Consider the following 24,638-nt stretch of genomic DNA (forward strand, 5'->3'; position numbering starts at 1 on the left):
GACGAGGAGTTCCCCAGTTCGGTCCTGTTCTGCTGTGACCACAACGCCGTGCGCTCGCCCATGGCCGAGGGGCTGATGAAGAAATTCTACGGCCACCGCGCCTATGTGCAATCGGCGGGGGTGCATAACGACTTGGAAATCGACGGCTTCGCCATCGCGGTCTGCGCCGAAATGGGGGTAGAGCTGTCGCGCCACCGCTCGCGCAGCTTCGAGGAGATGAAGCAATGGGGCGATGACCTGTCGGGCTTCGACCTGGTGATCTGCCTCTCGCCCGCAAGCCAGCGCCTGGCGCTGGAGCTGACCCGGAATTTCCATGTCGACGTGGAATACTGGGCGATGCTGGACCCCACGGGCCTGGGCGAGACGCGCGAGGCCAAGCTCGCCGCCTATCGGCAGACGCGCGACCTGCTGATCACCCGCATGATCGGAAAATTCGGAGAACCGACGGAGCCGCAGACATGAGCAGGGATTTGATCTACCGCTATTACGACGCCTTCAACGCAGGCGATACCGACGCGATGCTGGCCTGCCTGACGCCGGATGTGGCCCATCACGTCAACGAGGGTGGCATCCGCGTCGGCCAGGAGGCGTTTCGCGCCTTTTGCGACCACATGGCCCGCACTTATCGCGAGGAGTTGAGCGATATCGTGGTGATGGTGTCCGAGGACGGCACCCGCGCGGCGGCGGAATTTACCGTAAACGGCGAATACCTGGCCGATGACGAGGGCCTGCCGCCCGCACGCGGCCAGCGCTACCGCCTGCCTGCCGGGGCCTTCTTCGACATCGAGGGCGGCAAGATCGCCCGCGTCACCACCTATTACAACCTCGCCGACTGGATCGCCCAGGTCTCGGCGTGAGCCTGGAATTCCGTAGCTTTCGAGGGGCGCAAGTGGCCGAGGTGCTGGACGATCTCGCCCGCCTGCGCGTCACTGTCTTCCGCGACTGGCCCTATCTCTACGAAGGCGATGCGGCTTATGAACGAGGCTATCTCTCGGCCTATACCACCCCCCGTGCCATCGTCACGGGCGCCTTTGACGGCGGCACCATGGTGGGGGCCGCGACCGGCATGCCGATGGTGGATCACGACGAGGGGCTCGGGGCGACATTGCAAGCTCGCGGCATCCCGTTGGAGGACGTGTTCTACTGCGCCGAATCCGTGTTGCTGCCAGATTTTCGCGGCCAGGGCGCGGGCCATGCCTTCTTCGATGCGCGCGAGGATCACGCCCGCGCCCTCGGCCTCAGCCATTCCGCCTTCTGCGCCGTGATCCGTCGCCACGATCACCCGGCACGGCCCGCCGGTTATCGCCCGCTTGGTCCCTTCTGGCGCGCGCGGGGATATGCGCCGCTGGAGGGCGCCATCGCGCGGCTTTCCTGGCGCGACACCGGCTCCAAGACCGAAACCGCCAAGCCACTGCAATTTTGGACAATGAGGCTCTGACCCATGCGCATCGCCGCCGCCGCCTACAACATGGATTTTCTAGACAATTGGCAGGCTTACGAGGATAAGCTTACCCGTTGGATCAGTGACGCCGCGGGGCAGGGGGCCGAGCTTCTGGTCTTCCCCGAATACGGCGCGATGGAGCTTGCCACGCTGGCCGGGCGCGAGGCCGCCGCCGATCTGGAGGCCAGCCTGCACGCCGTCTCGGACCGGATGGCGGACGCCGCCGCGCTGCACGCCACCCTCGCCGCACGGCACAAGCTGCATATCCTCGCCGCCTCCGCCCCCGTCTTCGACGGGGGGTCGCGCCCGGTCAATCGCGCCATGCTGTTCGGACCCGGTGGCCTTATCGGTCACCAGGACAAGCAGATCATGACCCGTTTCGAGGCCGAGACCTGGGATGTGGTCCCCGGCGGCCCCCTGCGCGCGTTCCGCATCGGCGACATCACCCTCGGCATCCTGATCTGCTTCGACGCCGAGTTTCCAGCACTTGCCCGCGCGCTGATCGAGGCGGGTGTCGACATCCTCGCCGTGCCCTCCTGCACCGACACCCTCGCGGGCTACTGGCGCGTGCGCGTCGGCGCGATGGCCCGCGCGCTGGAGGGCCAATGCGTCGTGATCCACGCGCCCACCGTCCTCCCCTGCGCCTGGTCGCCCGCCGTTGATGAGAACGAGGGCGCCGCCGCGATCTACGGCCCCCCCGACCTGGGCTTTCCCGAAACCGGCATCATCGCCCTGGGCCCGCACAACGCCCCCGGCTGGACACTCGCCGATATCGACCCCGCCGCGATTGCCCGCGTGCGCAAGGGTGGCGCGGTTTTCAACCATGCCCGCTGGCCCGACAGTGACGCACGCGCCAAATCGGGGGTTGAAATCGTTCAAACCGCAAATACAGCTTGAAATTCTTGACGTTGAGGCGCATCTAGCCGCCATCGCGCCCCAAGGGGCGATAATATTCAGGAGAAACCATGGCCAAGGAAGAACTGCTCGAATTTCCCGGCGTCGTAAAGGAACTCCTGCCGAATGCGACATTCCTGGTCGAGCTGGAAAACGGCCATACGATCATCGCACATACGGCAGGCAAGATGCGCAAGAACCGCATTCGCGTTCTGGCAGGCGACAAGGTGCAGGTCGAGATGACCCCCTATGATCTGACCAAGGGTCGGATCAACTACCGCTTCAAGTAAGGCGCGCGGATGCCCGCGCCCCGAAACGTGCGGTCCGATTTTCGGACAAGATGCGGGATCGTTGAATAATGCGTCTTATCCTGGGATCGGGAAGCCCCCGGCGGCTTGAGCTGTTGGGCGTTCTGGGCATCAAGCCCGATGCGATTCAGCCCCCCGATATCGACGAAACGCCGCTGAAAGGCGAACTGCCGCGCGCCTATTGCGCCCGCGTGACCCGCGACAAGGTGCAGGCGGTCGCGGCGGGGTCCGACGATATCGTGCTCTGCGCCGATACCACCGTCGCGATGGGCCGCCGCATCATGGGCAAGCCGCAAGATGCCGGTGAGGCCGCCAAGTTCCTCACCGATCTGGCCGGACGCCGCCACCGGGTCTATACCGCGATTGCGGTCCGCAAGGGCGGGACGCTCCGGGAACGGGTGGTGGAAAGCCGGGTGCAGATGAAACGGCTCAGCGATATCGAGTTGAACGGCTACCTTGCCAGCGGCGACTGGCAGGGCAAGGCGGGCGGCTATTCGATCCAGGGGCCCGCCGGTGCTTTCATCCCGTGGATTTCCGGCAGTCATTCGGCCATCATGGGCTTGCCGCTGGCGGAAACCGCGCAACTTCTGGCCGCCGCGGGCTGGCCGGTCTGGGGGCAACCATGAAAGGCCGCATCGTCGTTCTGGATCATCTCAACGGCCGCCCCGCCGCCGCGCTGATGGTGGATGGGCGTCTTGAGGATGTCCGCATCGACCCGCCCGAGGACGCCCCGCCGCAACCCGGTGCGATCCTGCGCGCGGTCTGCGACCGGCCCATGAAGGGGCAGGGCGGCATGATGCTGCGCATGGCCGACGGGATCCCTGGATTCCTGCGCCAGGCCAAGGGATTGGCCCCCGGCCAGACGCTGCTGGTGCAAGTGACCGGGATCGGCGAGGGCGGCAAGGCCACGCCCGTCGCCACGCGTCTTCTTTTCAAGAGCCGCTATGCCATCGTCACGCCCGAGGCGCGCGGCTTCAACATCGCGCGCTCGATCAAGGATGACGCGGAACGGGATCGCCTGCTGGAAATCGCGCATGAGGAAATGGCCGCGGCCCCCGACCATTTCGGGCTGATCCTGCGCTCTGCCGCCGAAAACGCCGATGAGGCCGCACTGGCCGAGGACATTGCCGCGATGCGGGATCTCGCCCTGACGGTGACCGCCGACACCGAAGGCGATCCCGAACTGCTCGTCGATGCGCCGGACGCGCATCACCTGGCCTGGCGCGATTGGGCCGCCCCCGCGCCCGATGCGGTCGAGGAGGGGTTCGGCCCGCATGGCGTGCTGGAGGCGCTTGATGCGGCCCTCAGCCCGCACGTCCCGCTGATTTCGGGCGCGTCGATGATCATCGAGCCGACCTCGGCCCTCGTCGCGGTCGATATCAATACCGGCAACGATACTTCGCTTGCCGCCGGGCTCAAGGCCAACCTCGCCGCCGCCCGCGACCTGCCGCGCCAGTTGCGCCTGCGCGGGCTTGGCGGGCAGATCACGCTGGACGTGGCGCCCATGCCCAAGAAGGATCGCCGCGGGTTCGAGGATGCGCTGCGCCGCGCCTTTCGCCTCGACGGCACCGATACAGTGCTTGCGGGATGGACCCCGCTTGGGCTTTATGAACTGCAGAGAAAACGCGACCGCGCCCCCCTGACCGACCTGATGATGCGATGACCTGCCCGATCTGCAAGAAGCCGACCGACCCCGAATACCGCCCCTTCTGCTCGCGCCGCTGCGCCGATGTCGATCTGGGGCGCTGGATGACGGGCAGCTACGCGGTGCCCTCGGACGATCCCGACGATATCGAGGAGGCGGCTGAGGCCGCCGGGGCCGCGACCACGGACACTTCGCGCCTGCACTGATCGGGGTGGCCGGATCAGTCCAGACCGGGGCAACGATCAGTCCAGTTTCCACGAATTTCTTGACGCGGGGCAAGTTGCCCTCGCAAGCTACGGCACGCGAAGGGCCGGGCAGGGAAATCGGTCCCGCACCACACAGGGAGATTTTCATGAAAAAGACGCTTCTTTCCGGGGCCGCCATCGGCCTAGCCATGTCCGCGACCGCCAGCGTCGCGCAAGGCATGGACGAACTGACCGTTGCCTATTTCCTCGAATGGCCGATGCCGTTCCAATATGCCAAGCAGATGGGCATCTACGAAGAGGAACTGGGCATCACCATCAATTGGCGCGCCTTCGACACCGGCACCGCGATGTCGGCAGCAATGGCCTCGGGCGATGTGGACATCTCGATCAGCCAGGGCGTGCCGCCCTTCGTTGTCGCGGCCTCCGCCGGTCAGGATATCCAGGTCGTCGATGTGGCGGTCAGCTATTCCGAGAATGACAACTGCGTCGTCCATGCCGATCAGGAGATCGACGCCAGCAACGTGGCCGACCTGGAAGGCGCCCGCGTCGGCGTGCCGATCGGCACCGCCGCGCATTACGGCTTCCTGCGCCAGATGGAGCATTTCGGCGTCGATGTCAGCAGCCTCGAAGTGGTCGACATGGCACCGGCCGACAGCGCCGCGGCTCTGGCGCAGGGCTCGCTCGACATGGCCTGCGGCTGGGGCGGGGCGCTGCGCCGGATGCTGGAACATGGCAACGTGCTGCTCTCGGGGGCCGAAAAGCAGGAGCTTGGCATCTATGTCTTCGACGTCACCTCCGTCCCCGCCTCCTTCGCCGAGGAAGAGCCCGAGCTTCTGGCCGATTTCCTCGCCATCACGGGCCGCATGAACGACATGTGGAACTCGGGCGAGAACACCGACGAGATGCTGCCGGTCATCGCCCAGGATGCCGGCATGGACGAGGAGGCCACGGCGGCCACGCTGGCGGGCTTCGAGTTTCCCTCCATCGAGGATCAGCTCTCCGAGACCTGGCTTGGCGGCGGCACGCAGGAGTTCCTGCTGGAAGTGGCCAACTTCTTCGTCGAGACCGGCAATATCGACGCCGCCCGCGACAGCTATGAAAGCGCGGTCAATACCGGCCCGCTGATGGCCGCGAATGGCGACATGTAAACCCTTGAAACGGGCGGCGCGGGGGCTTCCTCCCGCGCCGCCTTTTCGACCCACGCCGAACACCTGAAGGGGAATGGCCGCCATGACGGGACTCGTGCTCGACAAGATTTCCATGCGCTTCGACCTGCCCGACGGCGGCGCGGTGCAGGCGCTCAAGAACATCACCCTGACCATCCAGGAAGGCGAGCTGATGTCGGTCCTCGGCCCCTCGGGCTGCGGCAAGACCACGCTTCTCAACATCCTCGCGGGCTTCCTTGCGCCGACCGAGGGCACCATCGAACTCAATGGCCATTACGTCACCGGCCCCGACGCCGAACGCGGCATGGTGTTCCAGAAAGGCGCCCTTTTCGAATGGATGAGCGTGCGCCAGAACGTCGATTTCGGCCCCCGCATGAAGGGCATGGCCAAACCCGAGCGTGACCAGATCACCGATCACCTGCTCGAGGTCGTGGGCCTACAGGAATTCAAGGAAAAGGCCGTCTATGAGCTGTCCGGCGGCATGCAGCAGCGCGTGGCGCTGGCCCGGTGCCTGGCCAATGATCCGGATGTGATCTTGATGGATGAACCGCTTGGCGCGCTCGACGCGCTGACCCGTGAAAAGATGCAAGGGCTGGTGCTGAAGCTCTGGAAGGAGACCGGCAAGACCATCATCCTCATCACCCATTCGGTCGAGGAGGCGCTGCTCCTGGGCGAACGCCTGCTGGTCATGGCCCCGCGCCCCGGCCGCATCCACAAGGAATACCGGCTGCCCTTTGCCGAACGCGGCGTCGATGCCGATCTGCGCGATGTCAAGAAAACCGACCTCTTCGGTGAAACCCGCGATGAAATCCTGTCGATGATCTGGGACATGGAAGAGGAAATCATGGGCCGCACGGAAGGGGCTGCCTGATGCTGATCGCCGCCATCTATATCGCCCTCTTCGTCGCCGCCTTCTTTGCCGTCAAGGCCTTCACCGCGATGCGCGAATCGCGCCGCGATTTCACCTCGCTCAAGACCGTGACCTTCGGCGATGAAAGCGCCGTGCGCCCCAATCGCGCCGCCTCGGTCATCTCGGTCATTTCCATTTTCCTGATCTGGGGTGCCTTCACCGGTTCGGTCATCACCCCCATCCACGCGCCGGGGCCGTTCCTGGGCGAAACCTCCTTCACCTACACCGCCGAAAACGCGGCAGGGGAACGTGACGACGCCACCGTGCGTGCCATTGTCCGGCCCGTGGGCGAGGATGCCGAGCTGCCCGAAGGCGATGGCGGCGGCGACGGCTTTGCCCGCGACGACAGCGTGGCATTGAATGGCGGCCGCTCCAGCCTGATCCAGACCGGCGAGAATGACGAGGGCGCCGAGGAGGAGGGCTTTCGCATCGTCGCCATCAACGGCGAACTGATCGAGCCCGAGGCTGGCGAAGTCGTGACCGATGACGGAACCGTCACGCTCAGCCGGCGCGGCACGATCCGCTTCACCCCCTATGGCGGCTGGCAGATGGAGGAGATCTGGCTGCCCGCGCCGGAAGATGTCTGGGAACGCCTGATCGAAATCTCGCAAGAAGGCTATCGCGATTTCACCCTGGCCGAACATCTGGGCTATTCGCTCTTCCGGGTTCTGGCGGGCTTCGCCCTCGGGGCGCTGATCGGCATACCGCTCGGCTACGCGATGGGGCTTTCCAACTGGTTCCGCGGCTGGTTCGACCCGATCGTCGAATTCATGCGACCGGTGCCGCCTCTGGCGCTGATCCCGCTGGTGATCATCTGGTTCGGCATCGACGAAAGCGGCAAGATCTTCCTCTTGTTCCTCGCGGCACTCTGGATCATGACCATCGCCGCGCGGGCGGGCGTCTCGGGCGTGTCGATTTCCAAGATCCACGCCGCCTATTCTCTGGGCGCGTCCAAGGCGCAGATCATGCGCCATGTCATCATCCCCAACAGCTTGCCGGAGATTTTCACCGGCGCGCGTGTGGCGATGGGGGTCTGCTGGGGCACCGTGGTCGCCGCCGAGCTTGTCGCCGCCGAACAGGGCGCGGGCCAGATGATCGTGGCCGCATCGAAATTCCAGCTCACCGATATCGTGATCATGGGCATCATCCTCATTGGCATCATCGGCTACGGCATCGACATGCTGATGCGCTGGGCCGAACGCGTGCTGGTGCCATGGAAGGGCAAGGCGTAGCCCCCCGTTAAGGTTAACGCGCCCCCCCCCTCTTCTTTGTTCTGAAAATATCCTGGGGGAGGGCGCCCGCAGGGCGACCGGGGGCAACGCCCCCTAACCCGGCATCCAACAGGAACGACGCAGCGCGATTGGACCGGTTGTCGCCCCGCGTCTGTACGGGGGGGCATAGGGGGGTGTACGGGGGGTGTACACGCAGCTTGAGGGCGTTCCCCCCCGAATTCAGATCGAGATCACCCGCACCTAGCCGAAGACCTTGGTTAACGCCTTGTCCACGGCTTGCGTGATTTCGTCGATATCATCCGCCGTCGCGATCAGGGCCGGGCTGAAGCACAGCGTGTTGTTGAAGCCGGGCACCGACCGGTTGGTCGCCCCGATGATGACGCCTTGCGCCATGCAATCGGCCACCACGGCCTGCACGTCCTTCTCGGCGCAGGGCTCCTTGGACGTCCGGTCGCTGACCAGTTCCGCGCCCAGAAACAACCCCTTGCCCCGCACATCGCCAATCACGGCGTGCTTTTCCGCCAGCGCGTGCAGGTTGTCCAGCATCCGCTCGCCCATGCGCGTGGTGTTCTCCAGGAGGCCTTCCTCCTCGATGATCTTCATGTTCTCGATCGCCGCCGCAGGCCCCGCCGTGCAGCCACCGAAGGTCGAGATGTCGCGGAAATAGTTCAGCGGATCGGAGGCATCGTCCTTGAACATGGCAAACACCTCTTCCGTCGTCACCATGCAGGCAATCGCGGCGTAGCCCGAGGCAACGCCCTTGGCCATGGTGACGAAATCGGGCTCCACCCCGTAATGCTGATAGCCGAACCAGGTGCCGGTGCGCCCGACGCCGCAGACCACCTCGTCGATATGCAGAAGCACATCGTATTTGCGGCAGATCTCCTGCACGCGGGGCCAGTAGCCCTCGGGCGGCGTGATGACACCGCCGCCCGCCGTCACCGGCTCAAGGCAGAGCGCACCAACCGTATCGGGGCCCTCGCGCAGGATGGTTTCTTCAATGGCATCAGCGGCTTTCGCCCCGTATTCCTCACCCGACAGGTCCCATTGCGCGCGGTATTCCATGCAATGCGGCACGCGCACGAAGCCGGGCGCGAAGGGACCGTATTGCGCATTGCGTTCATCCTGGCCGCCTGCCGACATCGCCGCCAGGGTGGACCCGTGATAGTCGCGGTCGCGGTAGAGGATCTTGTGCTTCTTGCCGCCATGGCGCTTATGCGCGATCTGGCGGACCATCTTGAACGCCTTCTCATTCGCCTCCGAACCGGAATTGGTATAATAGACCCGGCTCATCCCCGGCATCTTCTCGATCAGCATCTCGGCAAAGATCGAGCCCGGAATGGAGCCCGCCGAATTGGCGAAATAGTTCATCTTGACCAGCTGGTCATAGACCGCCTTGGCGATGCGCTCGCGCCCGTAGCCCACATTGACGGTCCAGACCGCGCCCGAGACGGCATCGAGATGCTCCTTGCCGGTCGCATCCCAGACCCGCATCCCCTTGCCCTCGACGATGATCCTCGGGTCATTGGTTTCCAAGGGCTTGTGCTGCATCAAATGGTGCCACAGATGGGCGCGGTCGGCCTCGATCACGGCGGTCAGATCATTGGGGCTGAAAGGGGTGTTCATGAGTCTCTCTCCTGGATGAACAGGCATATTGACAGGGAGTCTGACGGTTTCACAGGGCTTCAGATAGGGCCAGAGGGGGCGTGCCGATAACGCCAGAATATTGACAATTGCGGGGCCGGCAGGCAAGGCTGAATGCAGTCCAATTCACGCGGGGTCATAAGTCCAGTCATGCCCATACCGGTGGACAGTTTCTACCTCGATCCCGACGTCGAAGGAACCCTGCAACAGAAGGTCCAGCGCCTTGTTGCAGAAGGAATTTTATCAGGCCGCTTCCGCCCGGGAGAAAAGCTTCCCTCCAGCCGGAAACTGGCCCGCCACCTGCAGATCAGCCGCATCACCGTCACCAATGCCTATACCGAATTGCTGGCCGATGATTACCTGAATTCGCGCGGGCGCTCGGGCTATTTCGTCTCGAAAACCGCGCCGGTTCCAGCCAGCTTCGATCCCCCCGCAAGGTCCGAGAAAGGCGGCATCGACTGGTCCCGCGCCATCGGGCGGCGGTTCGTCAGCCCCGGTTGGCCGATCCGGCCGTCCAATTGGAAGGACTACCCCTATCCCTTCATCTACGGCCAGGCCGACCCGCGCCTTTTCTCGCATCAGACCTGGCGTCAATGCGCGCTCCAGGCCCTGGGGCAGAAGGATTTTTCCGTCCTCACCGCCGATTACTACGAACAGGACGATGAGCGGCTGCTGGAATACATCCAGCGCCATATCCTGCCGCGCCGGGGGATCGCCGCGCGCAAGGATCAGATCCTGATCACATTGGGTGCGCAGAACGCGCTGTGGATGACGGCACAGATCCTGCTGACGCAGCGCCGGGTCGCGGCGATGGAGAACCCCGCCTATCCCGGCCTGCGCGAGATCCTCAGCCAGACCCGCTGCCGCACCGTCGCGATAGATGTCGGGCCTGAGGGCCTGCCGCCGGGCCGGCTGCCGCCCGATACCGACGTGGTCTTCGCCACCGTCTCGCACCATTGCCCGACCAATGTGACCATGCCGCTGGAGCGCCGGAAGGAGCTGCTGCGCCTGGCCGAAGCGCGCGGCTTCGTCATCGTCGAGGACGAGTATGAGTTCGAGCTGTCCTTCCAGGCGGCCCCGTCGCCCTCGCTCAAATCCATGGACCAGGGCGGCTGCGTCATCCATATCGGCTCGTTCTCGAAATCGCTCTTTCCCGGCCTGCGCCTTGGCTATGTCGTGGCCTCGGAGGAGTTCATCCGCGAGGCGCGCGGCCTGCGCGGCCTGGTGCTGCGCCATCCGCCCGGCCACATCCAGCGCACCGTCGCCTATTTCCTGTCGCTCGGCCATTACGACGCGCAGATCAACCGGATGCGCCAGGCCTATCAGCGCCGCCGCGCGGTGATGGACCAGGCCATTGCCGCCGAGGGGCTGAGCATCGCCGAGATCGCGGGGCAGGGCGGGTCGAGCTTCTGGATGATCGCGCCGCCCGGGATCGACACCGAAGACCTTGCCCGCCGCCTCGACCGGCGCGGGGTCGTGATCGAACCGGGCCGCGGGTTCTTCGGGCCCGACCACGGTCCCTCGCGCCATTACCGCCTGGCCTACAGCTCGATCCACGAGGACCGGATCCCCGAGGGCATCCGCCTCATCGCCGAGGAAATCCGCGCCAGCCCCGCTTAACGCCCCATCAAGGTTAACGCGCCACCGCCCGCTTCTTTGTTCCGGAAATATCCTGGGGAGTCGCCCAGGGGGCGACGGGGCAAAGCCCCCCAAACACGCCGGTTTGGTCCTATCGGGCCGCCCGAACTGGCCCTAACGATGGCCCCCCGCAACCCGCTAGTGTCGCCACAAATCTCACCCCCCGATTTCCTGCCCGCCGGAGTCCCGCCCCATGAAGATGACCACCGAAGAAGCCTTTGTAAAAACCCTCCAGATGCACGGGATCGAGGATGCGTTCGGCATTATCGGCTCGGCCATGATGCCGATCTCGGACATCTTCGGACAGGCCGGGATCCGGTTCTGGGATTGCGCGCATGAAGGCTCGGGCGGGTTCATGGCCGACGGCTACACCCGCGCCTCCGGCAAGATGAGCATGATGATCGCGCAGAACGGGCCGGGCATCACCAATTTCGTCACCGCCGTGAAAACCGCCTATTGGAACCACACGCCGCTGCTGCTGGTCACGCCGCAGGCCGCGAACAAGACGATGGGGCAGGGCGGCTTTCAGGAGATGGAGCAGATGCGCCTCTTCGCCGATTGCGTCGCCTACCAGGAAGAGGTGCGCGATCCCGCGCGCATGGCCGAGGTGCTGAACCGGGTGATCCTTCAGGCCAAACGCGCCTCGGCGCCTGCCCAGATCAACGTGCCGCGCGATTTCTGGACCCAGGTGATCGACATCGAGTTGCCCGCCATCGTCGAGTTCGAGCGCCCCTCGGGTGGGGCGGATGCCGTGCAGGCCGCCGCCGATCTGCTGTCGGAGGCGACATTCCCCGTCATCCTGAACGGCGCGGGCGTGGTGCTTGGCGGCGCGATCCCGGCGAGCCGGGCTTTGGCCGAGCGCCTCGATGCCCCGGTCTGCGTCGGCTACCAGCACAATGACGCCTTCCCCGGCTCGCACCCCCTCTTTGCCGGGCCGCTCGGCTATAACGGGTCCAAGGCCGCGATGGAGCTGATCAAACAGGCGGATGTGGTGCTCTGCCTCGGCACCCGCCTCAACCCGTTCTCGACCCTGCCGGGCTATGGCATGGACTACTGGCCGACAGACGCGAAGGTGATCCAGGTCGATATCAACCCCGACCGGATCGGCCTGACCAAGACAGTGACCGTGGGCATTGTGGGTGACGCGAAACAGGTCGCCGAGGGGATCCTGAACAAGCTTTCGGATGCCGCAGGCGATGCGGGGCGCGACGACCGCAAATCCACCATCGCGCAGACCAAGTCAGCCTGGGCGCAGCAGCTCTCCTCGATGGATCACGAGGAGGACGACCCAGGCACCACCTGGAACCAACGCGCCCGCGCCGACAAGCCCGACTGGATGAGCCCCCGCATGGCCTGGCGCGCGATCCAGGCGGCCCTGCCGAAGGAGGCGATCATCAGCAGCGACATCGGCAACAACTGCGCCATCGGCAATGCCTACCCGTCCTTTGATGAGGGGCGCAAATACCTGGCCCCCGGCCTTTTTGGGCCTTGCGGCTACGGCCTTCCTTCCGTGATCGGGGCCAAGATCGCCTGCCCGGACACCCCCGTGGTGGGGTTTTCCGGCGACGGGGCGTTCGGTATCGCGGTGACGGAACTGACCGCCATCGGGCGCGAGGAATGGCCCGCCGTGACGCAGGTGGTCTTCCGCAACTACCAATGGGGGGCGGAAAAGCGCAACTCGACGCTCTGGTTCGACGACAATTTCGTCGGCACCGAACTGGATGAGAAGGTGAGTTACGCGGGTATTGCGAAGGCTTGCGGCCTGCAGGGCGTGCAGGCCCACACGATGGAGGAGCTGACGGCGGCCCTGGATCAGGCGCTGAAGGATCAGAAGGCGGGCAAGACGACGCTGATCGAGGCGATGATCAACCAGGAACTGGGCGACCCGTTCCGCCGCGACGCGATGAAGAAACCGGTCGAGGTCGCGGGCATCAATGCGGCCGACATGCGCCCGCAGAAGGCGGGTTGACTGGCAGGAAATTCTCCGGGCAATCAGAGGGTTGCCCGGTAGATCATTGGCTGGCCGCGAATGCCTGTCCTGACCGAAATCGAGCGCGGGTAGCAGCCCGCAGATTTTTCCAAGAACCCTATGGACAGCCCCGCCCGAACCCCCTAGAACGCCCCCACCCACGGCAAGGATTTGCCGTCCCCGTGCCCGGGTAGCTCAGGGGTAGAGCAGTGGATTGAAAATCCTCGTGTCGGTGGTTCGATTCCGCCCCCGGGCACCATTAAATCAAAGACTTAGTGGAAATCCCGATTTCTTAGGCTCACCATAGGCTCTACCGTATTCTCAACTATAATGATAGTTGCCAGGCTACAGTACCGGCACCCTTTCCTGCCGATAATTTTGAGTTCGCTAACCTAGCTTACGCCAAGCTAGTGTTCCGAGTCTGACGGTTACCACCTGTTGCCCCTGAACCGCGCCGGGTTTGCCGGAGGCTGATTTCGGTTAGCTGCGCGGCCATGGGTTCAGTTTCCAGAGCGGCGTAGAAGTTGGCCTCGGCTTCTGCGGGCGGGATGTTCCCGATCGGCTCGAGGAGACGGCGGTTGTTGAACCAGTCCACCCATTCGAGCGTCGCGTATTCCACGGCCTCGAAGTTGCGCCAAGGCCCCCGGCGGTGAATGACCTCGGCCTTGTACAAGCCGTTGATCGGCTCGGCCAAGGCGTTGACGCAGCTGTCGCCGACGCTGCCCACCGAGGGTTCGATGCCGGCTTCCGCCAATCGCTCGGTATAACCAATGGACAGGTATTGCGAGCCCCTGCCGCTGTGGTGGACCATGCCAACTTGAGTGCCCCGTCTGAACTGGTCCACCGTTATGTTTAGAAAACGGAGTAATCAGCCTCCGGGAAAACCGGGGCGGTTCATATAAGTCACCCATCATTTACGAAGGGACCGCTGCTGAAGGGCTGGAATCCCCAAGCCAATTACCGGCCACAAAACCGGGGGAACTCCAACTGCAACTCCGATTGTCAGCTTCAGATGCTCCTGACAACGCATCGCCTTTCCACAAGTCATACAAACCGGCGATAGAACACGGTCAGGCAGTCAAATCCCGCGACTCAGTTCACGACCCTTTCCGCGACGCTCATGCCTTCGGAGAGGCCGGAAGACGGATAGAGGATCACTCTGTCGTTTTCGGCCAATCCACTGGTGACCTGGGCTTCAACACCGTTGTTGGGACCTATCTCAATGGTGCGGAGTCGGGCCACGCCATCAACCACGACAAAGACAGTCCAGGCGTTCCGGCTGCGAAACAGGGCGCTGGCCGGGACGATAAGGGTGTCTTCGCTCTCCCAGACAATAATCTGCGATTCCACGCGGAACCCGTGCCCCAGGCCCGCATAGTCTTCCGATGGGCTGGCAAAAGCGATGACGGTATTCACACGTTGTTCTTCGACGCCAAGGGCCGAGAATTGCGTGATGCCGAACGGATCGACACGGATCACTTCGCCGGTCAATTCGGTCGGGCCGCCCCAATCGGCGATGATCACTGGATCGCCAACTGCGACCTGCACGGCATCCGTCGAGAGAAGTTCGACCACGACCTCCAGATCGTTTTCGATGTTTCCGATTTCCATGATGGGCGCGCCTGCGGGGAGCGAGGTTTCGCTTTCCTGCATCACGCGCAGGATGTGGCCGTCTGCCGGTGCAAAGAGCGGAATATCATCGTCGGCTGTTCCGATTGCGGCGGCCAGCCGGGGGTCGTCGAAGCCGATCAATTGGGCCTGGGCATTGGTGATCTCTGCTTCGCGCACCGAAATCGCGGCCTCTGCCGTATCGACATTCGCCTGTGCCACGCGGGCCGTCTGGCTGGCGCGGTCCAGTGCGGCTTGGCTCAGAATGCCGCGTTCGACCAGTTGTTCCGTTCGTTCCAACTCGGTCTCGGCCAGGTCGCGATTGGCGAGCGCCGCATTCAGTTCGGCGCGCGCCACACGAAGTGCGGCTTCGGCGGCTGTCACAATGGCCTGTGCCCGTTCGCGCGTGCGCACATCGAGGGCTGCGGGGTTCGTCGGGCGCATGTGTGCGACGACGGTCTCACCGCGCACAACCGGATCACCGGGCTGGACGCTGACCCTCTGCAACTGGCCTGCGACCGGAGTGGAGACGACGTAGGCATCGCGCACCCGGGTGCGGCCTTCTTCGTCGATGGTCAGCTGCATGGTGCCCCGTGTGACTTCACCCATGTCCACCATCGTCGGACGGGGCCAGAAAGCGACGGTCAGCGCGCCAATGATCAACAGCACAGTTGCCGTGGTCAGGATCAGGCGGGATCGTTTTCTTGCTTTGGCCATGACGGCTACTCCCTCGTTTTCAGGGCCGAGACGAGTTCTGCTCGGTCGACATCTCGTTTCACCAGCCAGCCGGAGGCGACAGCCGCCCCAAGCACGACCATTGCGGCAAAGCCGTAGCTCGCGGGGTCAAAGACCGCGGGAATCTGATAAAGCTCACTCGAAAATCCGGCGGCAATGCCGAAGGACAGATAATAGCCCAGCACACTGCCAACCGGCAGAGCCACCAGCGTGACGATGGCCAACTCGCCCAGCAACACGAAGGCAGCCTCGCCCCTGGTGAAGCCGATGACTCGCAGGCTCGCCAGATCGCGGGAGCGCTCGGCATAGGCAATGCGGGCGGCATTGTTGACGATGCCGAAGGTGATCACGAAGGCGATCGCCCCCATCACGTAGCGGATCGCGCCTGCGCCTGTGTTCATCAGGGTCTGGAACGCGACTTCTGCCTGGCTCTTGAGGCTGACGCCAGCAACGGTGGGCATGTCTTGCAAGGCTGCGTAAATCTCCGTCGCGTATGCCTCGTCTATCGACAGGTAGGCCCCGGAGACGCGGTTTGGTTCGCGCAGGGCGCGATTGAGCGTGGCAAGGTCCATATAGGCCGGGGAACCCAACAGGCTTTCGGCGATGGCAGTGACCGGGATTTGCAGCACGGGCTGGCGGCCTTCGCGCACCTCGGCGGTGAGAACATCACCGGGCCGGATGTTCAGTTTGACCGCCAACGCGGTGGACAGCACGATACCGCCGTTTTGCAAGGGAATGTCCACCAGATCGCTGCCCAGCGCCCGGCTGAGGCGAGTGTCCGGGGACAATCCAGCGACAACGCCGCGATGGGTCGCAAGGCCGTTGCGCAACACCACAGGCACATGGCGCACGGGTTCGACATATGTCACACCCTCCATCCGACGCAGATTGAATATCGTCTCCTCCGACGCGGCATGCGTGAAGCTGACGGCAATGTCGCTTCGGTCGATGACGTTGAAGGTCAGGTCGATCGTGCGGTCAAAGCCCGCATAGATCGTGATCATCGACACGCTCAGCGCCATGCCACAGGCGATCCCGATCATCGCACCTGCCATGCGTGCAGGCTGGCGGGTGATCCGGCGCAGCACCATGCGGGAGGGTTGATCAAGAAAGCGGTTCAGAGTGTGTCCGATGGCCCCGGTGCGGCTGTAATCGGCAGGGGCCGGTGCGCGCATGGCGGAGGCGGGCGTCAAGGCGAAGACACTGCGCAGAACCAGCAGACCCCCGGCAGAAGCCGAGAGGATACTGACGCTCACGCCAGTGACAAAGGACGCCGGATCAAGCTGGAAGACAAGAAAGGGAAATTTGAAATAGGCGACATAGACCTGTATCAGGGCGCGTCCGCCCGCGATCCCCAGGAGGCACCCCGCAAGCGCGCCACCGATGGCGATGGCAAGGACGAGCTTGAAGTAATGCGCGCCGACCTCGGTGTTGGTGTACCCAAAAGCTTTCATCAGCCCGATTTCCTCGCGTTCGGACTGCACCATGCGGTTGATCACGATGTAGAGGAGAAAGGCCGCAACGGCGAGGAAGATGGGCGGCACGCCCGCCGCCGCCGCCTCCAGCCCACTGATTTCCTCGCTGACAAGCTGGTTCGAGGCTTGATCGGCCAACGGATAGGCCCCGGTCCCGCCATAAGGGTCGAGGATGCGGTCGACGGCATCCATGACCGCCGCCTCATTTGCGCCGCGTGACAGGGACAGGAGCGCTTCGTTAAAGGCACCCTCCATGTCGTAGGCCGCCGCAAGCGCCGAGCGGCTCATCCAGATTACGCCGAAGCGGGCATCATCGGGGATCAGTTCACCCGGCGCGGTGGTGTAGAGAAACTCTGGCGCTTGAGCGAGACCCACGACCTGAAAGCTGCGTCGCGCGCCGTTCATTGTGGCGTCAATCCGGTCGCCGGGGCGAAGGTCATGGGCCTGGGCAAAGGCCTCCAGCAACAGTATCTCGTCGGTGTGATCGCTGTCGATCATGCGCCCGTCGGTCAGGAACACATCGTTCAGACGGGGATTGCGCAGATCGGGCAGGGACACTGCCTGCGCCTGCACCGGCAGATCAAAATCCGCCACGTCGATCAGTGCCGCACCCACGACGCGCGGCTCTACCGCACTGACGCCATCTATCGCGGCCAGTCGCGTCACCATGCGGTCGGGCGCTCGGGTGACCGGGGCGAAGACCTCGGCCAGACGGTAGCGTTCATAATAGGCGGCGCGGGTTTCATTGAGCGATGTGACCAATCCCGTCATCATCACCAACATGCCGACGCCCACGGCGATCACCATGCCGATGGCGAGAGCCTGCCCCTTCATGCGCCACAGATCGCGCAGAATTTTATGATCGAGCGGGCTCACCATTCGATCCCTTCAGGGGTGAGCTTGGTGTCGTTGACCACCACTTCGCGGATGCCCCCGTCGGCAAAGTGGATCACACGATCCGCCATCGCCGCCTGAGACGCCGCGTGGGTCACGATCAACACCGTTGCCCCCAGCTTTTCGTTCACGTCCTTGAGCACGTTCAGAACGGCCCGCCCGGTGGTGCTGTCCAAAGCCCCCGTCGGCTCATCACAGAACAGCACCGTGGGGTTCTTGGCCACCGCACGCGCAATCGCCACGCGCTGCTGTTCGCCGCCCGAAAGTTGCGCGGGAAAGTGATCGACCCGTTCGCGCAGGCCGACCATGGCCAGTGCCGCGTCGGGCTCCATCGGGTCGCGCGCAATTTCGGTCACAAGCTCCACGTTTTCGCGGGCTGTGAGGCTGGGCATCAAGTTGTAGAACTGAAAGACGAACCCCACGTGATCGCGGCGGTAGAGGGTCAATTGCCTGTCCGTCATCTCTGACAGGTTCTGGTCCTGAAAGAAGGCATCGCCTGCCGTCGCACGGTCCAACCCGCCAATGATATTGAGCAAGGTGGATTTGCCGCTGCCCGATGGCCCAAGCAGCACAACGATCTCTCCCTCCGGAATATCCAGATCGACGCCGCGCAATGCATGCACGGCGGAGCGTCCCTCGCCGTAAACTTTGGTGATGCCCCTGGTCGAAAAAGCATTCTGCGCCATTATCAGCAAGCCGTTCAGTTATTTCTGAACATACTAGACAGCTAAGTGGTGGGACGCTAGCCTTTTATAAACTCGCCATCCCTGGAGACGCGACGTGACGAAGGCCAAACCTGTGAAATCCGTGGAAACTGCCCGCGCAGACTTTATCGAGAAAATCGGGATGATCGCGAGATCCGAAGGGCTGCCACGTATTGCGGGCCGCGTTCTGGCAATGCTGCTTTACGATGGCGAGCGGGTGTCGTTCGGGCAGCTTGCGACGGCCCTGCAAGTCAGTCGAGGCAGTATCAGTTCCAGCGTTCGCATGCTCGAAAGCCAGCAACTGATCAAACGTGTCGCCAAACCGGGCGACCGGCAAGACTACTTTCAGGTTGTCGATAATGCGTTTGTAAACATGGTGGAGGCGTCAGCCGCACGCGCGCGCCTCGCCGCTGCTGATATCGAAGACTCCCTAAACGAAATACCCTTGTCCGAGACCGGTGCGCGAGAGCGCGTCGCCAGCTACGCGGCTTTCTACCGCGCGATGGATGACGGACTGAAAACGACCGCCGAGGCGCTCAGAAACAACGAGTAGTCGCGGCCGCGGCTGGAAGGTTCCGCAAGAAAGCGGTCATTGATGAGGGCACAGCGTAGGGCAGCTTTGTCCCGCATAGCGGTCGTCGATACTCCGAGAATGCTGCGGCACGCACGAATGTCCGCAATGTGGGCTGCGGCCGCAGCATCTTGACCGGTCGGTGTAAGGCAGGTTTGGGCCGATTGCTGTCATCGACTTTGCCCAGGTGAGACCTAGGCCTGCAGGTCAGGCATTCGTTCAATAAGAGCGATGGGTCGTTGCCATACTCAAGTTCAAATCTTGAGTATCTAAATCAGTGGACGGTGGAGATTGGATGGAAAATCCTGAGAGAAATGACCTCGGGTTCAGCCCGTGTTGGCCGGTTGCAGCGTGCTGGCCGCCGTTTCGCGTCACACAGTCCCGACCAGCCGCTGCTCAGGTCTCAACCCGCCGGTGGCTCTGCCGCAACGCGATCCGGCCAAGGGCCGTTGCCGCTGCCGCCTGGCAAGGTTCGACCACCGCCAGGCCGGTCTCCGCCTCCAGCGTGGCGCGGTACTGGGCCATTCCGGCGCAGCCCATGATCAGGACATCCGCGCCATCCTCGTCGCGCAGGCGCTTGCCGGTGGCGATCATCGCGGCGAGGCTCTTGCCCGGATCGGCGAGGTCGCCCACCCCGAGGCCGAGCGCGCGGTCACCCGCCAGCCGGTCCAGAACCCCCATCGATCCGAAGGCGCGCAGGTGGCGCGGGATCGAGCCGGGCAGGATCGCGATCACGCCGAAACGCTGGCCGAGAGTAAGCGCGGTCATCACCGCCGCCTCCTGGATGCCGAGGACGGGCAGGGCGGTCTGGTCGCGCAGCGCATGGAGGCCGGGATCGCCGAAACAGGCGATGACAAAGCCCGCCGCGTCGGTCTGGGCGGCGGCAAGGGCCAGCATCGGTGCGATGGTCAGGTCGGCCTGGCGCTGGCTTTCGATGCCGGGTGGCCCTTCGGCCAGGGTCAGGCAGCGGATCGGCACCCCGAAGCGGCGCAGGGGCTCGACCGCCGCGTCGATGCCTTGGGTCACGGTTTCCGAGGAATTCGGGTTGATGACGATCAGCGATCCGGTCATGCGCCCGCCCGTGTCGTCGATTGTATCTCGATCTGGTAGCCCTCGGGGTCGTTGAAGACGAAGGCCCGGATGCCGATCTGGTCGTTCTCGAACAGGTCCGACAGCCCGTCGAGCGCCTGCGCCTTGGCATAGCCATACCAGGCATCGACATCCGCCACCCGGATGCAGAGTTGCACCGGCTTCTCAGCGGTCCATTTGTTCATGCCCCTGGTCTCATCCACCAACCCGACATGGGCGCCGGGGCAGATGCGGTAGATCTTGCAAAACCCCTGGTCGATGGTCAGGCGCAGGCCGAGCACGTCCTCGTAGAATGCCATCGCGGCGGGCAGGTCGCGGTAGTAGAGGAAGGTGATCGCCAGTTCATTGGGCGCGTCGGGTCGGGTCATGTCTCCTCCTCGTATTGCGTGGGCCGGGTGGCCAGGTGGGGCCGGTCGATCCAGCGGCCCGCGCCGGGGGTGCCGTGGAACGCGCCGCCCTTGCAAAGGGTCTTGCCGCGCAGCATCACCTGAACTGGCCAGCCTGTGACGGTCCGGCCCTCCCACGGGTTATAGCCGACATTGTCATGCAGGTCGTCCGCGCCGTAGGTCACGCTCTTCCCCGCGTCCCAGATCACGATATCGGCATCCATCCCCGCCGAAATCGCGCCCTTGCCGGTCAGCCCATAGGTCTGCGCCGGGGCCGTGGCGATCAGCCGCGCGAACATCTCCGGCCCCAGGCCGCCCTCGCGCATCATCGCGTCGAACATCAGCGGCAGGCGCGTTTCCAGCCCCGGCAACCCGTTGGCGATCTGGTGAAACCTTGCGTCCGGCCCTGCCGAGAGCTTGCCGGTTTGATCATAGCGGTAGGGCGCGTGATCGGAGGAGACGAGTTGCAGATCGCCTTGCGCCAGCGCCTGCCACAAGGCACGCTGATCGGCCTCCTGGCGTTGCGGCGGCGAACACATCCATTTCGCCCCTTCCAGCCCCGGACGGTCCAGCACATCCTCGGTCATCAGCAGGTAATGCGGGCAGGTCTCGGCCCAGACCGGGGCCCCCTCGGCGCGCGCCTTGCGCATGGCGGCGGCCCCCTCAGTGGTCGAGATATGGAACAGCATCACCGGCTGATCCAGGTAGGCGGCGAAGCGGCACATGCGTTCGACCGCGTCGATCTCGGCCAGGCGGGGATGCGAGGCGGCGTGATCGCGTGGCCGGGTCCGTCCCGCCGCGATCAGGCTTTCCCTGGCGTGGGACAGGATGGCATCGGTTTCGGCATGGACGCAGACCAGCGCCCCATGCGCGCGGGCCTCGGACATGACGGCGAGGATCTGATCATCCTCCAGCTTGATGTTGTAGGTCGTGAACAGTTTGAGCGAGCGATGCCCCGCGTTGATCAGTGCCGCCAGATCGTCGCGAAATCCCGCGACGGCGGGATCGGTCACCGTGATATGAAAGGCGTAGTCGATCATCGCGCCCCTGCGGGCGCGTGCCTGGTAGGCCGCCACGGTCTGCGCCAGTGGCTCGCCCCTGGCCTGCGCGGCGAAGGAGATCACGGAGGTCGTGCCGCCCATGGCCGCGGATCTTGTGGCGGTCTCGAACGTATCGGCGTTCATCACGCCCATGCCCGACATCTGTTCGATATGGGCATGAACATCGACGCCGCCGGGCATCACCCAGTGCCCGCCCGCGTCGATCACCTCAGCGCCCTCGATCCGACCCCCGATGGCGGCGATCTTGCCGTCCCTGATCCCGACATCGCCGTCGATGATCCCGTCCGGTGTCACGACCCGCCCGCAGCGGATCACCCTGTCCATCTCTGTCGCCATCGCCCCTCCGTTCGCGGGCGAGTGAGCAATGCCAGCCGGACAAGGTCAAGGGGGGCATTTGACCGCTCGACATCCGCGCGATGGCGAAGAACACTGGCCGACAGATGAGAAGGAGGCTCGCGCCATGGTCTATCCCCTGTTCCTGGACGACGAGCACGAGATGCTGCGCGACCAGATCCGCCGCTTCGTCGCCGAGAAAGTCCACCCTGCCGCCGATCAATGGGAGAAGGACGGCTGCGTCCCCCGTGAGATCCTGCGCGAGATGGGAGAGCTTGGCTTTCTGGGCATCCGCTATCCGGAGGAATATGGCGGCAGCGCGATGGACACCCGCGCGACGGTGGTCCTGGCCGAGGAACTGGGCCGATCGACCTATGCGGGTTTCGCGATCACGGCGCTGGTGCATACCGACATGGCCTCGGTGCACCTGTTCAACGCGGGCAGCCCGGAGCAGCGCGCGGCGCATATGGCCGATGTTGTCGCGGGCCGCAAGATCGTCGCGGTCGCGGTGACGGAACCGGATGCGGGCTCGGACGTGAAGGGCATCCGCACCACGGCGCGGCGCGAGGGCGGGGATTTCGTGCTGAACGGGTCCAAGATGTTCATCACCAACGGGGTTCACGCCGATCTTTATTGCGTCGCGGTCAAGACCGAGACCGGCGGCCCGGCCAGCCGCTCGGTCAGCATGATCCTGGTCGAGAAGGACACGCCTGGCCTGTCCGTCGCCCGTGTGCTGGACAAGACCGGCTGGCGATCCTCGGACACGGCCGAGCTGTCGTTCCAGGACTGCCGGGTGCCTGCCGAAAACCTTCTGGGCGCGGAGGGGCAGGGGTTCTACGCGATCATGCGGAATTTCCAGAATGAACGCATCGTGCTGGCGGCGATGACGATGGGCGAGGCACAGGCGGCACTGGACCTGACGCTGGATTACGTGAAGACGCGGGCGGCTTTCGGCGCGCCCCTGTGGTCGAAACAGGCGATCCGGCAGCGGCTGGCGATGCTCTCGGCCCGCGTCGCCGCTGCGCGGGCCTTCGTCTATGCCACGGCGGCCCGCGATGCGGCGGGCGAGGAGGTGGTCAAGGAGGTCTCGATGCTCAAGGCGCTCTGCGGGGAACTGGTCAACGAGGTCATGTATGATTGCGTGCAGTTCCATGGCGGCACCGGCTACATGCGCGGCACGACCATCGAACGCATGGCCCGCGACGCGCGGGTGCAATCCATCGGTGGCGGCGCGACCGAGGTGATGCTGGAGGAAGTGGCCAAGCGGCTCTGACCCTTGCGGGCGCGACCCCGTCGCGGGGCCGGTCCGGCGGAGGGGCGATCCTTCGAAGGATCACCCGACTTTCTTCTAAGAAAGTCAGCCCGTCGCGCATCAGGCAAATGGGCGGGGCCTTACTCCGCCGCTTCGCGATGCGGCGCGCCCTCGCCGTAGGGGACGTTCACCCCGCCATAGCGGCGCACGCGGATATTGCATTGCTCGGCATGGCCGACGAAGCCCTCCAGCATGCACAGGCGGCTCCCGTATTCGCCGATCATGGTCGCGGCCTCGTCCGTGGTGATCTTCTGGTAGCTGTGCGTTTTCAGGAACTTGCCGACCCAGAGCCCGCCGGTGTAGCGGCCCGCCTTCTTGGTCGGCAGGGTGTGGTTGGTGCCGATCACCTTGTCGCCATTGGCGACGTTGGTGCGCGCGCCCAGGAACAGCGCGCCGTAGCAGGTCATGTGCTCCAGGAACCAGTCGTCGCGGTCGGTCATCACCTGCACATGTTCCGACGCGATATCGTCGGCCACCTTCAGCATTTCTTCATAAGTATCGCAGACGATCACTTCGCCATACTCCTCCCAGCTGACACGGGCGGTGCCGGCGGTCGGCAGGATCTCCAGGATGCGGTCGATTTCTTTCAGCGTGCCTTCGGCGAGGCTGCGCGAATTGGTGAGAAGGACACAAGGGCTGTTATAACCATGCTCGGCCTGACCCAGGAGGTCGGTGGCGCACAGCTCGGCATCGGCGGCAGTGTCATCCGCGATAACCATGGTTTCGGTCGGGCCCGCGAAGAGGTCGATGCCGACGCGGCCGAACAGCTGGCGCTTGGCCTCGGCCACGAAGGCATTGCCGGGGCCGACCAGGAGATGCACCGGGTCGATGCTCTCGGTGCCGATCGCCATGGCACCCACGGCCTGGATGCCGCCGAGCACGTAGATCTCATGCGCGCCGCCCAGATGCATGGCGGCGATCACCGCCGGGTTGGGCTCGCCGTTGAAAGGCGGCGTGCAGGCAACAATGCGCGGCACGCCCGCGACGGACGCCGTGGCCACCGACATATGCGCGGAGGCCACCATCGGGAACTTGCCGCCCGGCACGTAGCAGCCCACCGATTGCACGGGGATGTTCTTGTGGCCGAGGATGACGCCGGGCAGGGTCTCGACCTCGATATCCAGCATCGAGTCGCGCTGCGCCTGCGCGAAATTGCGCACCTGCTCCTGCGCGAAGCGGATATCGGCCATCTCGCGGTCGCTGACCTTGGCGATGATCGCGGCGATCTCGTCGTCGCTCAACCGGTAGGTCTCGCGGTCATACTTGTCGAACTTATTGGCCAACTCGCGCACCGCCGCGTCGCCGCGCGCCTCGATATCCTTGAGCGTGCCCGAGACAATCGCCGCCGTCTTCGCATCATCCTCGGCCCGGTCGGCGTCAGACTTGCCGCGTTTGAGATATTCAATCGTCATTGATC

23 protein-coding genes, 1 tRNA gene and 1 pseudogene are annotated in these 24,638 nt (G+C 64.4%); 16 read left to right on the forward strand and 9 right to left on the reverse strand.

Going from position 1 to position 24,638, the window contains the following annotated elements:
• Positions 1-60: 60 nt before the first annotated feature.
• The 11 genes from HNS34_RS16465 (at position 61) to HNS34_RS16515 (ending at position 7,802) form a co-directional block, all read left to right on the forward strand.
• The gene (locus HNS34_RS16465) at positions 61-462 is read left to right on the forward strand and encodes an arsenate-mycothiol transferase ArsC (protein WP_407925875.1); all 402 of its coding nucleotides are present in this window, start codon (positions 61-63) and stop codon (positions 460-462) included.
• Positions 459-857: a ketosteroid isomerase-related protein gene (locus HNS34_RS16470; protein ID WP_172321194.1), complete on the forward strand. Its 399-nt coding sequence runs from the start codon at positions 459-461 to the stop codon at positions 855-857. The genes HNS34_RS16465 and HNS34_RS16470 overlap by 4 nt, the downstream gene beginning before the upstream one ends.
• Positions 854-1,438, forward strand: a complete 585-nt coding sequence (locus HNS34_RS16475; protein ID WP_172321195.1) for a GNAT family N-acetyltransferase — start codon at positions 854-856, stop codon at positions 1,436-1,438. Before HNS34_RS16470 ends, HNS34_RS16475 begins: the two co-directional genes overlap by 4 nt.
• A 3-nt stretch (positions 1,439-1,441) precedes the next feature.
• The gene (locus HNS34_RS16480; RefSeq protein WP_172321196.1) at positions 1,442-2,338 is read left to right on the forward strand and encodes a carbon-nitrogen hydrolase family protein; all 897 of its coding nucleotides are present in this window, start codon (positions 1,442-1,444) and stop codon (positions 2,336-2,338) included.
• Between the two features lie 68 nt (positions 2,339-2,406).
• Positions 2,407-2,625 (forward strand): translation initiation factor IF-1, encoded by a 219-nt coding sequence (gene infA / locus HNS34_RS16485; RefSeq protein WP_008186030.1) that lies wholly within the window; start codon positions 2,407-2,409, stop codon positions 2,623-2,625.
• A 68-nt stretch (positions 2,626-2,693) separates the two neighbouring features.
• A complete protein-coding gene (locus tag HNS34_RS16490; protein ID WP_172321197.1) occupies positions 2,694-3,269 on the forward strand; it encodes a Maf family protein in 576 nt (191 codons plus the stop codon).
• A complete protein-coding gene (locus tag HNS34_RS16495) occupies positions 3,266-4,306 on the forward strand; it encodes a ribonuclease E/G (RefSeq protein ID WP_172321198.1) in 1,041 nt (346 codons plus the stop codon). Before HNS34_RS16490 ends, HNS34_RS16495 begins: the two co-directional genes overlap by 4 nt.
• Entirely contained in the window at positions 4,303-4,494 is a 192-nt protein-coding gene (locus tag HNS34_RS16500) for a DNA gyrase inhibitor YacG (protein ID WP_172321199.1), read from the forward strand. Before HNS34_RS16495 ends, HNS34_RS16500 begins: the two co-directional genes overlap by 4 nt.
• 146 nt (positions 4,495-4,640) lie before the next feature.
• Positions 4,641-5,642 carry a taurine ABC transporter substrate-binding protein gene (locus HNS34_RS16505; protein WP_172321200.1) on the forward strand — a complete coding sequence of 334 codons (1,002 nt, stop codon included), beginning with the start codon at positions 4,641-4,643 and terminating at the stop codon, positions 5,640-5,642.
• Positions 5,643-5,724: 82 nt separating this feature from the next.
• A complete protein-coding gene (locus HNS34_RS16510) occupies positions 5,725-6,531 on the forward strand; it encodes a taurine ABC transporter ATP-binding protein (protein WP_172321201.1) in 807 nt (268 codons plus the stop codon).
• Entirely contained in the window at positions 6,531-7,802 is a 1,272-nt protein-coding gene (locus HNS34_RS16515) for an ABC transporter permease (protein WP_172321202.1), read from the forward strand. Before HNS34_RS16510 ends, HNS34_RS16515 begins: the two co-directional genes overlap by 1 nt.
• A 240-nt stretch (positions 7,803-8,042) precedes the next feature.
• Here HNS34_RS16515 and HNS34_RS16520 read toward each other — a convergent pair whose 3' ends face one another.
• The gene (locus tag HNS34_RS16520) at positions 8,043-9,428 is read right to left on the reverse strand and encodes an aminotransferase family protein (protein ID WP_172321203.1); all 1,386 of its coding nucleotides are present in this window, start codon (positions 9,426-9,428) and stop codon (positions 8,043-8,045) included.
• Positions 9,429-9,596: 168 nt separating this feature from the next.
• On the opposite strand from HNS34_RS16520, the gene pdxR reads away from it, so the two are divergent.
• From pdxR to HNS34_RS16535, 3 genes are all read left to right on the forward strand, one after another.
• Positions 9,597-11,066: a MocR-like pyridoxine biosynthesis transcription factor PdxR gene (gene pdxR / locus HNS34_RS16525; RefSeq protein ID WP_172321204.1), complete on the forward strand. Its 1,470-nt coding sequence runs from the start codon at positions 9,597-9,599 to the stop codon at positions 11,064-11,066.
• A 211-nt stretch (positions 11,067-11,277) separates the two neighbouring features.
• The gene (xsc, locus tag HNS34_RS16530) at positions 11,278-13,053 is read left to right on the forward strand and encodes a sulfoacetaldehyde acetyltransferase (RefSeq protein WP_172321205.1); all 1,776 of its coding nucleotides are present in this window, start codon (positions 11,278-11,280) and stop codon (positions 13,051-13,053) included.
• A 184-nt stretch (positions 13,054-13,237) separates the two neighbouring features.
• Positions 13,238-13,312: transfer RNA gene (locus HNS34_RS16535), tRNA-Phe, on the forward strand.
• 138 nt (positions 13,313-13,450) lie between these two features.
• Here the strand turns inward: HNS34_RS16535 and HNS34_RS16540 are convergent.
• From HNS34_RS16540 to HNS34_RS16555, 4 genes and pseudogenes are all read right to left on the reverse strand, one after another.
• A pseudogene (locus HNS34_RS16540) lies at positions 13,451-13,867 on the reverse strand (integrase core domain-containing protein); the annotation flags it as partial.
• A 278-nt stretch (positions 13,868-14,145) separates the two neighbouring features.
• Entirely contained in the window at positions 14,146-15,378 is a 1,233-nt protein-coding gene (locus HNS34_RS16545; protein WP_172321206.1) for an efflux RND transporter periplasmic adaptor subunit, read from the reverse strand.
• 5 nt (positions 15,379-15,383) lie between these two features.
• Entirely contained in the window at positions 15,384-17,750 is a 2,367-nt protein-coding gene (locus tag HNS34_RS16550) for an ABC transporter permease (protein ID WP_172321207.1), read from the reverse strand.
• Complete coding sequence (locus HNS34_RS16555) at positions 17,744-18,451, reverse strand: ABC transporter ATP-binding protein (protein ID WP_172321244.1); 708 nt, start codon at positions 18,449-18,451, stop codon at positions 17,744-17,746. Before HNS34_RS16555 ends, HNS34_RS16550 begins: the two co-directional genes overlap by 7 nt.
• A gap of 94 nt (positions 18,452-18,545) precedes the next feature.
• On the opposite strand from HNS34_RS16555, the gene HNS34_RS16560 reads away from it, so the two are divergent.
• Positions 18,546-19,022 carry a GbsR/MarR family transcriptional regulator gene (locus HNS34_RS16560; protein WP_172321208.1) on the forward strand — a complete coding sequence of 159 codons (477 nt, stop codon included), beginning with the start codon at positions 18,546-18,548 and terminating at the stop codon, positions 19,020-19,022.
• A gap of 414 nt (positions 19,023-19,436) precedes the next feature.
• Here HNS34_RS16560 and HNS34_RS16565 read toward each other — a convergent pair whose 3' ends face one another.
• The 3 genes from HNS34_RS16565 to hydA are packed head-to-tail and all read right to left on the reverse strand — an operon-like array spanning position 19,437 to position 21,912.
• Positions 19,437-20,111 carry an aspartate/glutamate racemase family protein gene (locus HNS34_RS16565; RefSeq protein WP_172321209.1) on the reverse strand — a complete coding sequence of 225 codons (675 nt, stop codon included), beginning with the start codon at positions 20,109-20,111 and terminating at the stop codon, positions 19,437-19,439.
• Positions 20,108-20,497 (reverse strand): VOC family protein, encoded by a 390-nt coding sequence (locus HNS34_RS16570; protein ID WP_172321210.1) that lies wholly within the window; start codon positions 20,495-20,497, stop codon positions 20,108-20,110. The genes HNS34_RS16565 and HNS34_RS16570 overlap by 4 nt, the downstream gene beginning before the upstream one ends.
• Entirely contained in the window at positions 20,494-21,912 is a 1,419-nt protein-coding gene (gene hydA, locus HNS34_RS16575) for a dihydropyrimidinase (RefSeq protein ID WP_172321211.1), read from the reverse strand. Before hydA ends, HNS34_RS16570 begins: the two co-directional genes overlap by 4 nt.
• 124 nt (positions 21,913-22,036) lie before the next feature.
• Here hydA and HNS34_RS16580 point away from each other — a divergent pair, with 124 nt between their 5' ends.
• On the forward strand, positions 22,037-23,182 hold the full coding sequence (locus tag HNS34_RS16580; RefSeq protein WP_172321212.1) for an acyl-CoA dehydrogenase family protein: 1,146 nt from the start codon (positions 22,037-22,039) through the stop codon (positions 23,180-23,182).
• 119 nt (positions 23,183-23,301) lie between these two features.
• On the opposite strand, the gene hisD is transcribed toward HNS34_RS16580, so the two are convergent.
• Complete coding sequence (hisD, locus tag HNS34_RS16585; protein WP_172321213.1) at positions 23,302-24,633, reverse strand: histidinol dehydrogenase; 1,332 nt, start codon at positions 24,631-24,633, stop codon at positions 23,302-23,304.
• Positions 24,634-24,638: the final 5 nt, after the last annotated feature.

It is taken from the genome of Alterinioella nitratireducens (assembly GCF_013155465.1).
Lineage (GTDB): Bacteria > Pseudomonadota > Alphaproteobacteria > Rhodobacterales > Rhodobacteraceae > Alterinioella > Alterinioella nitratireducens.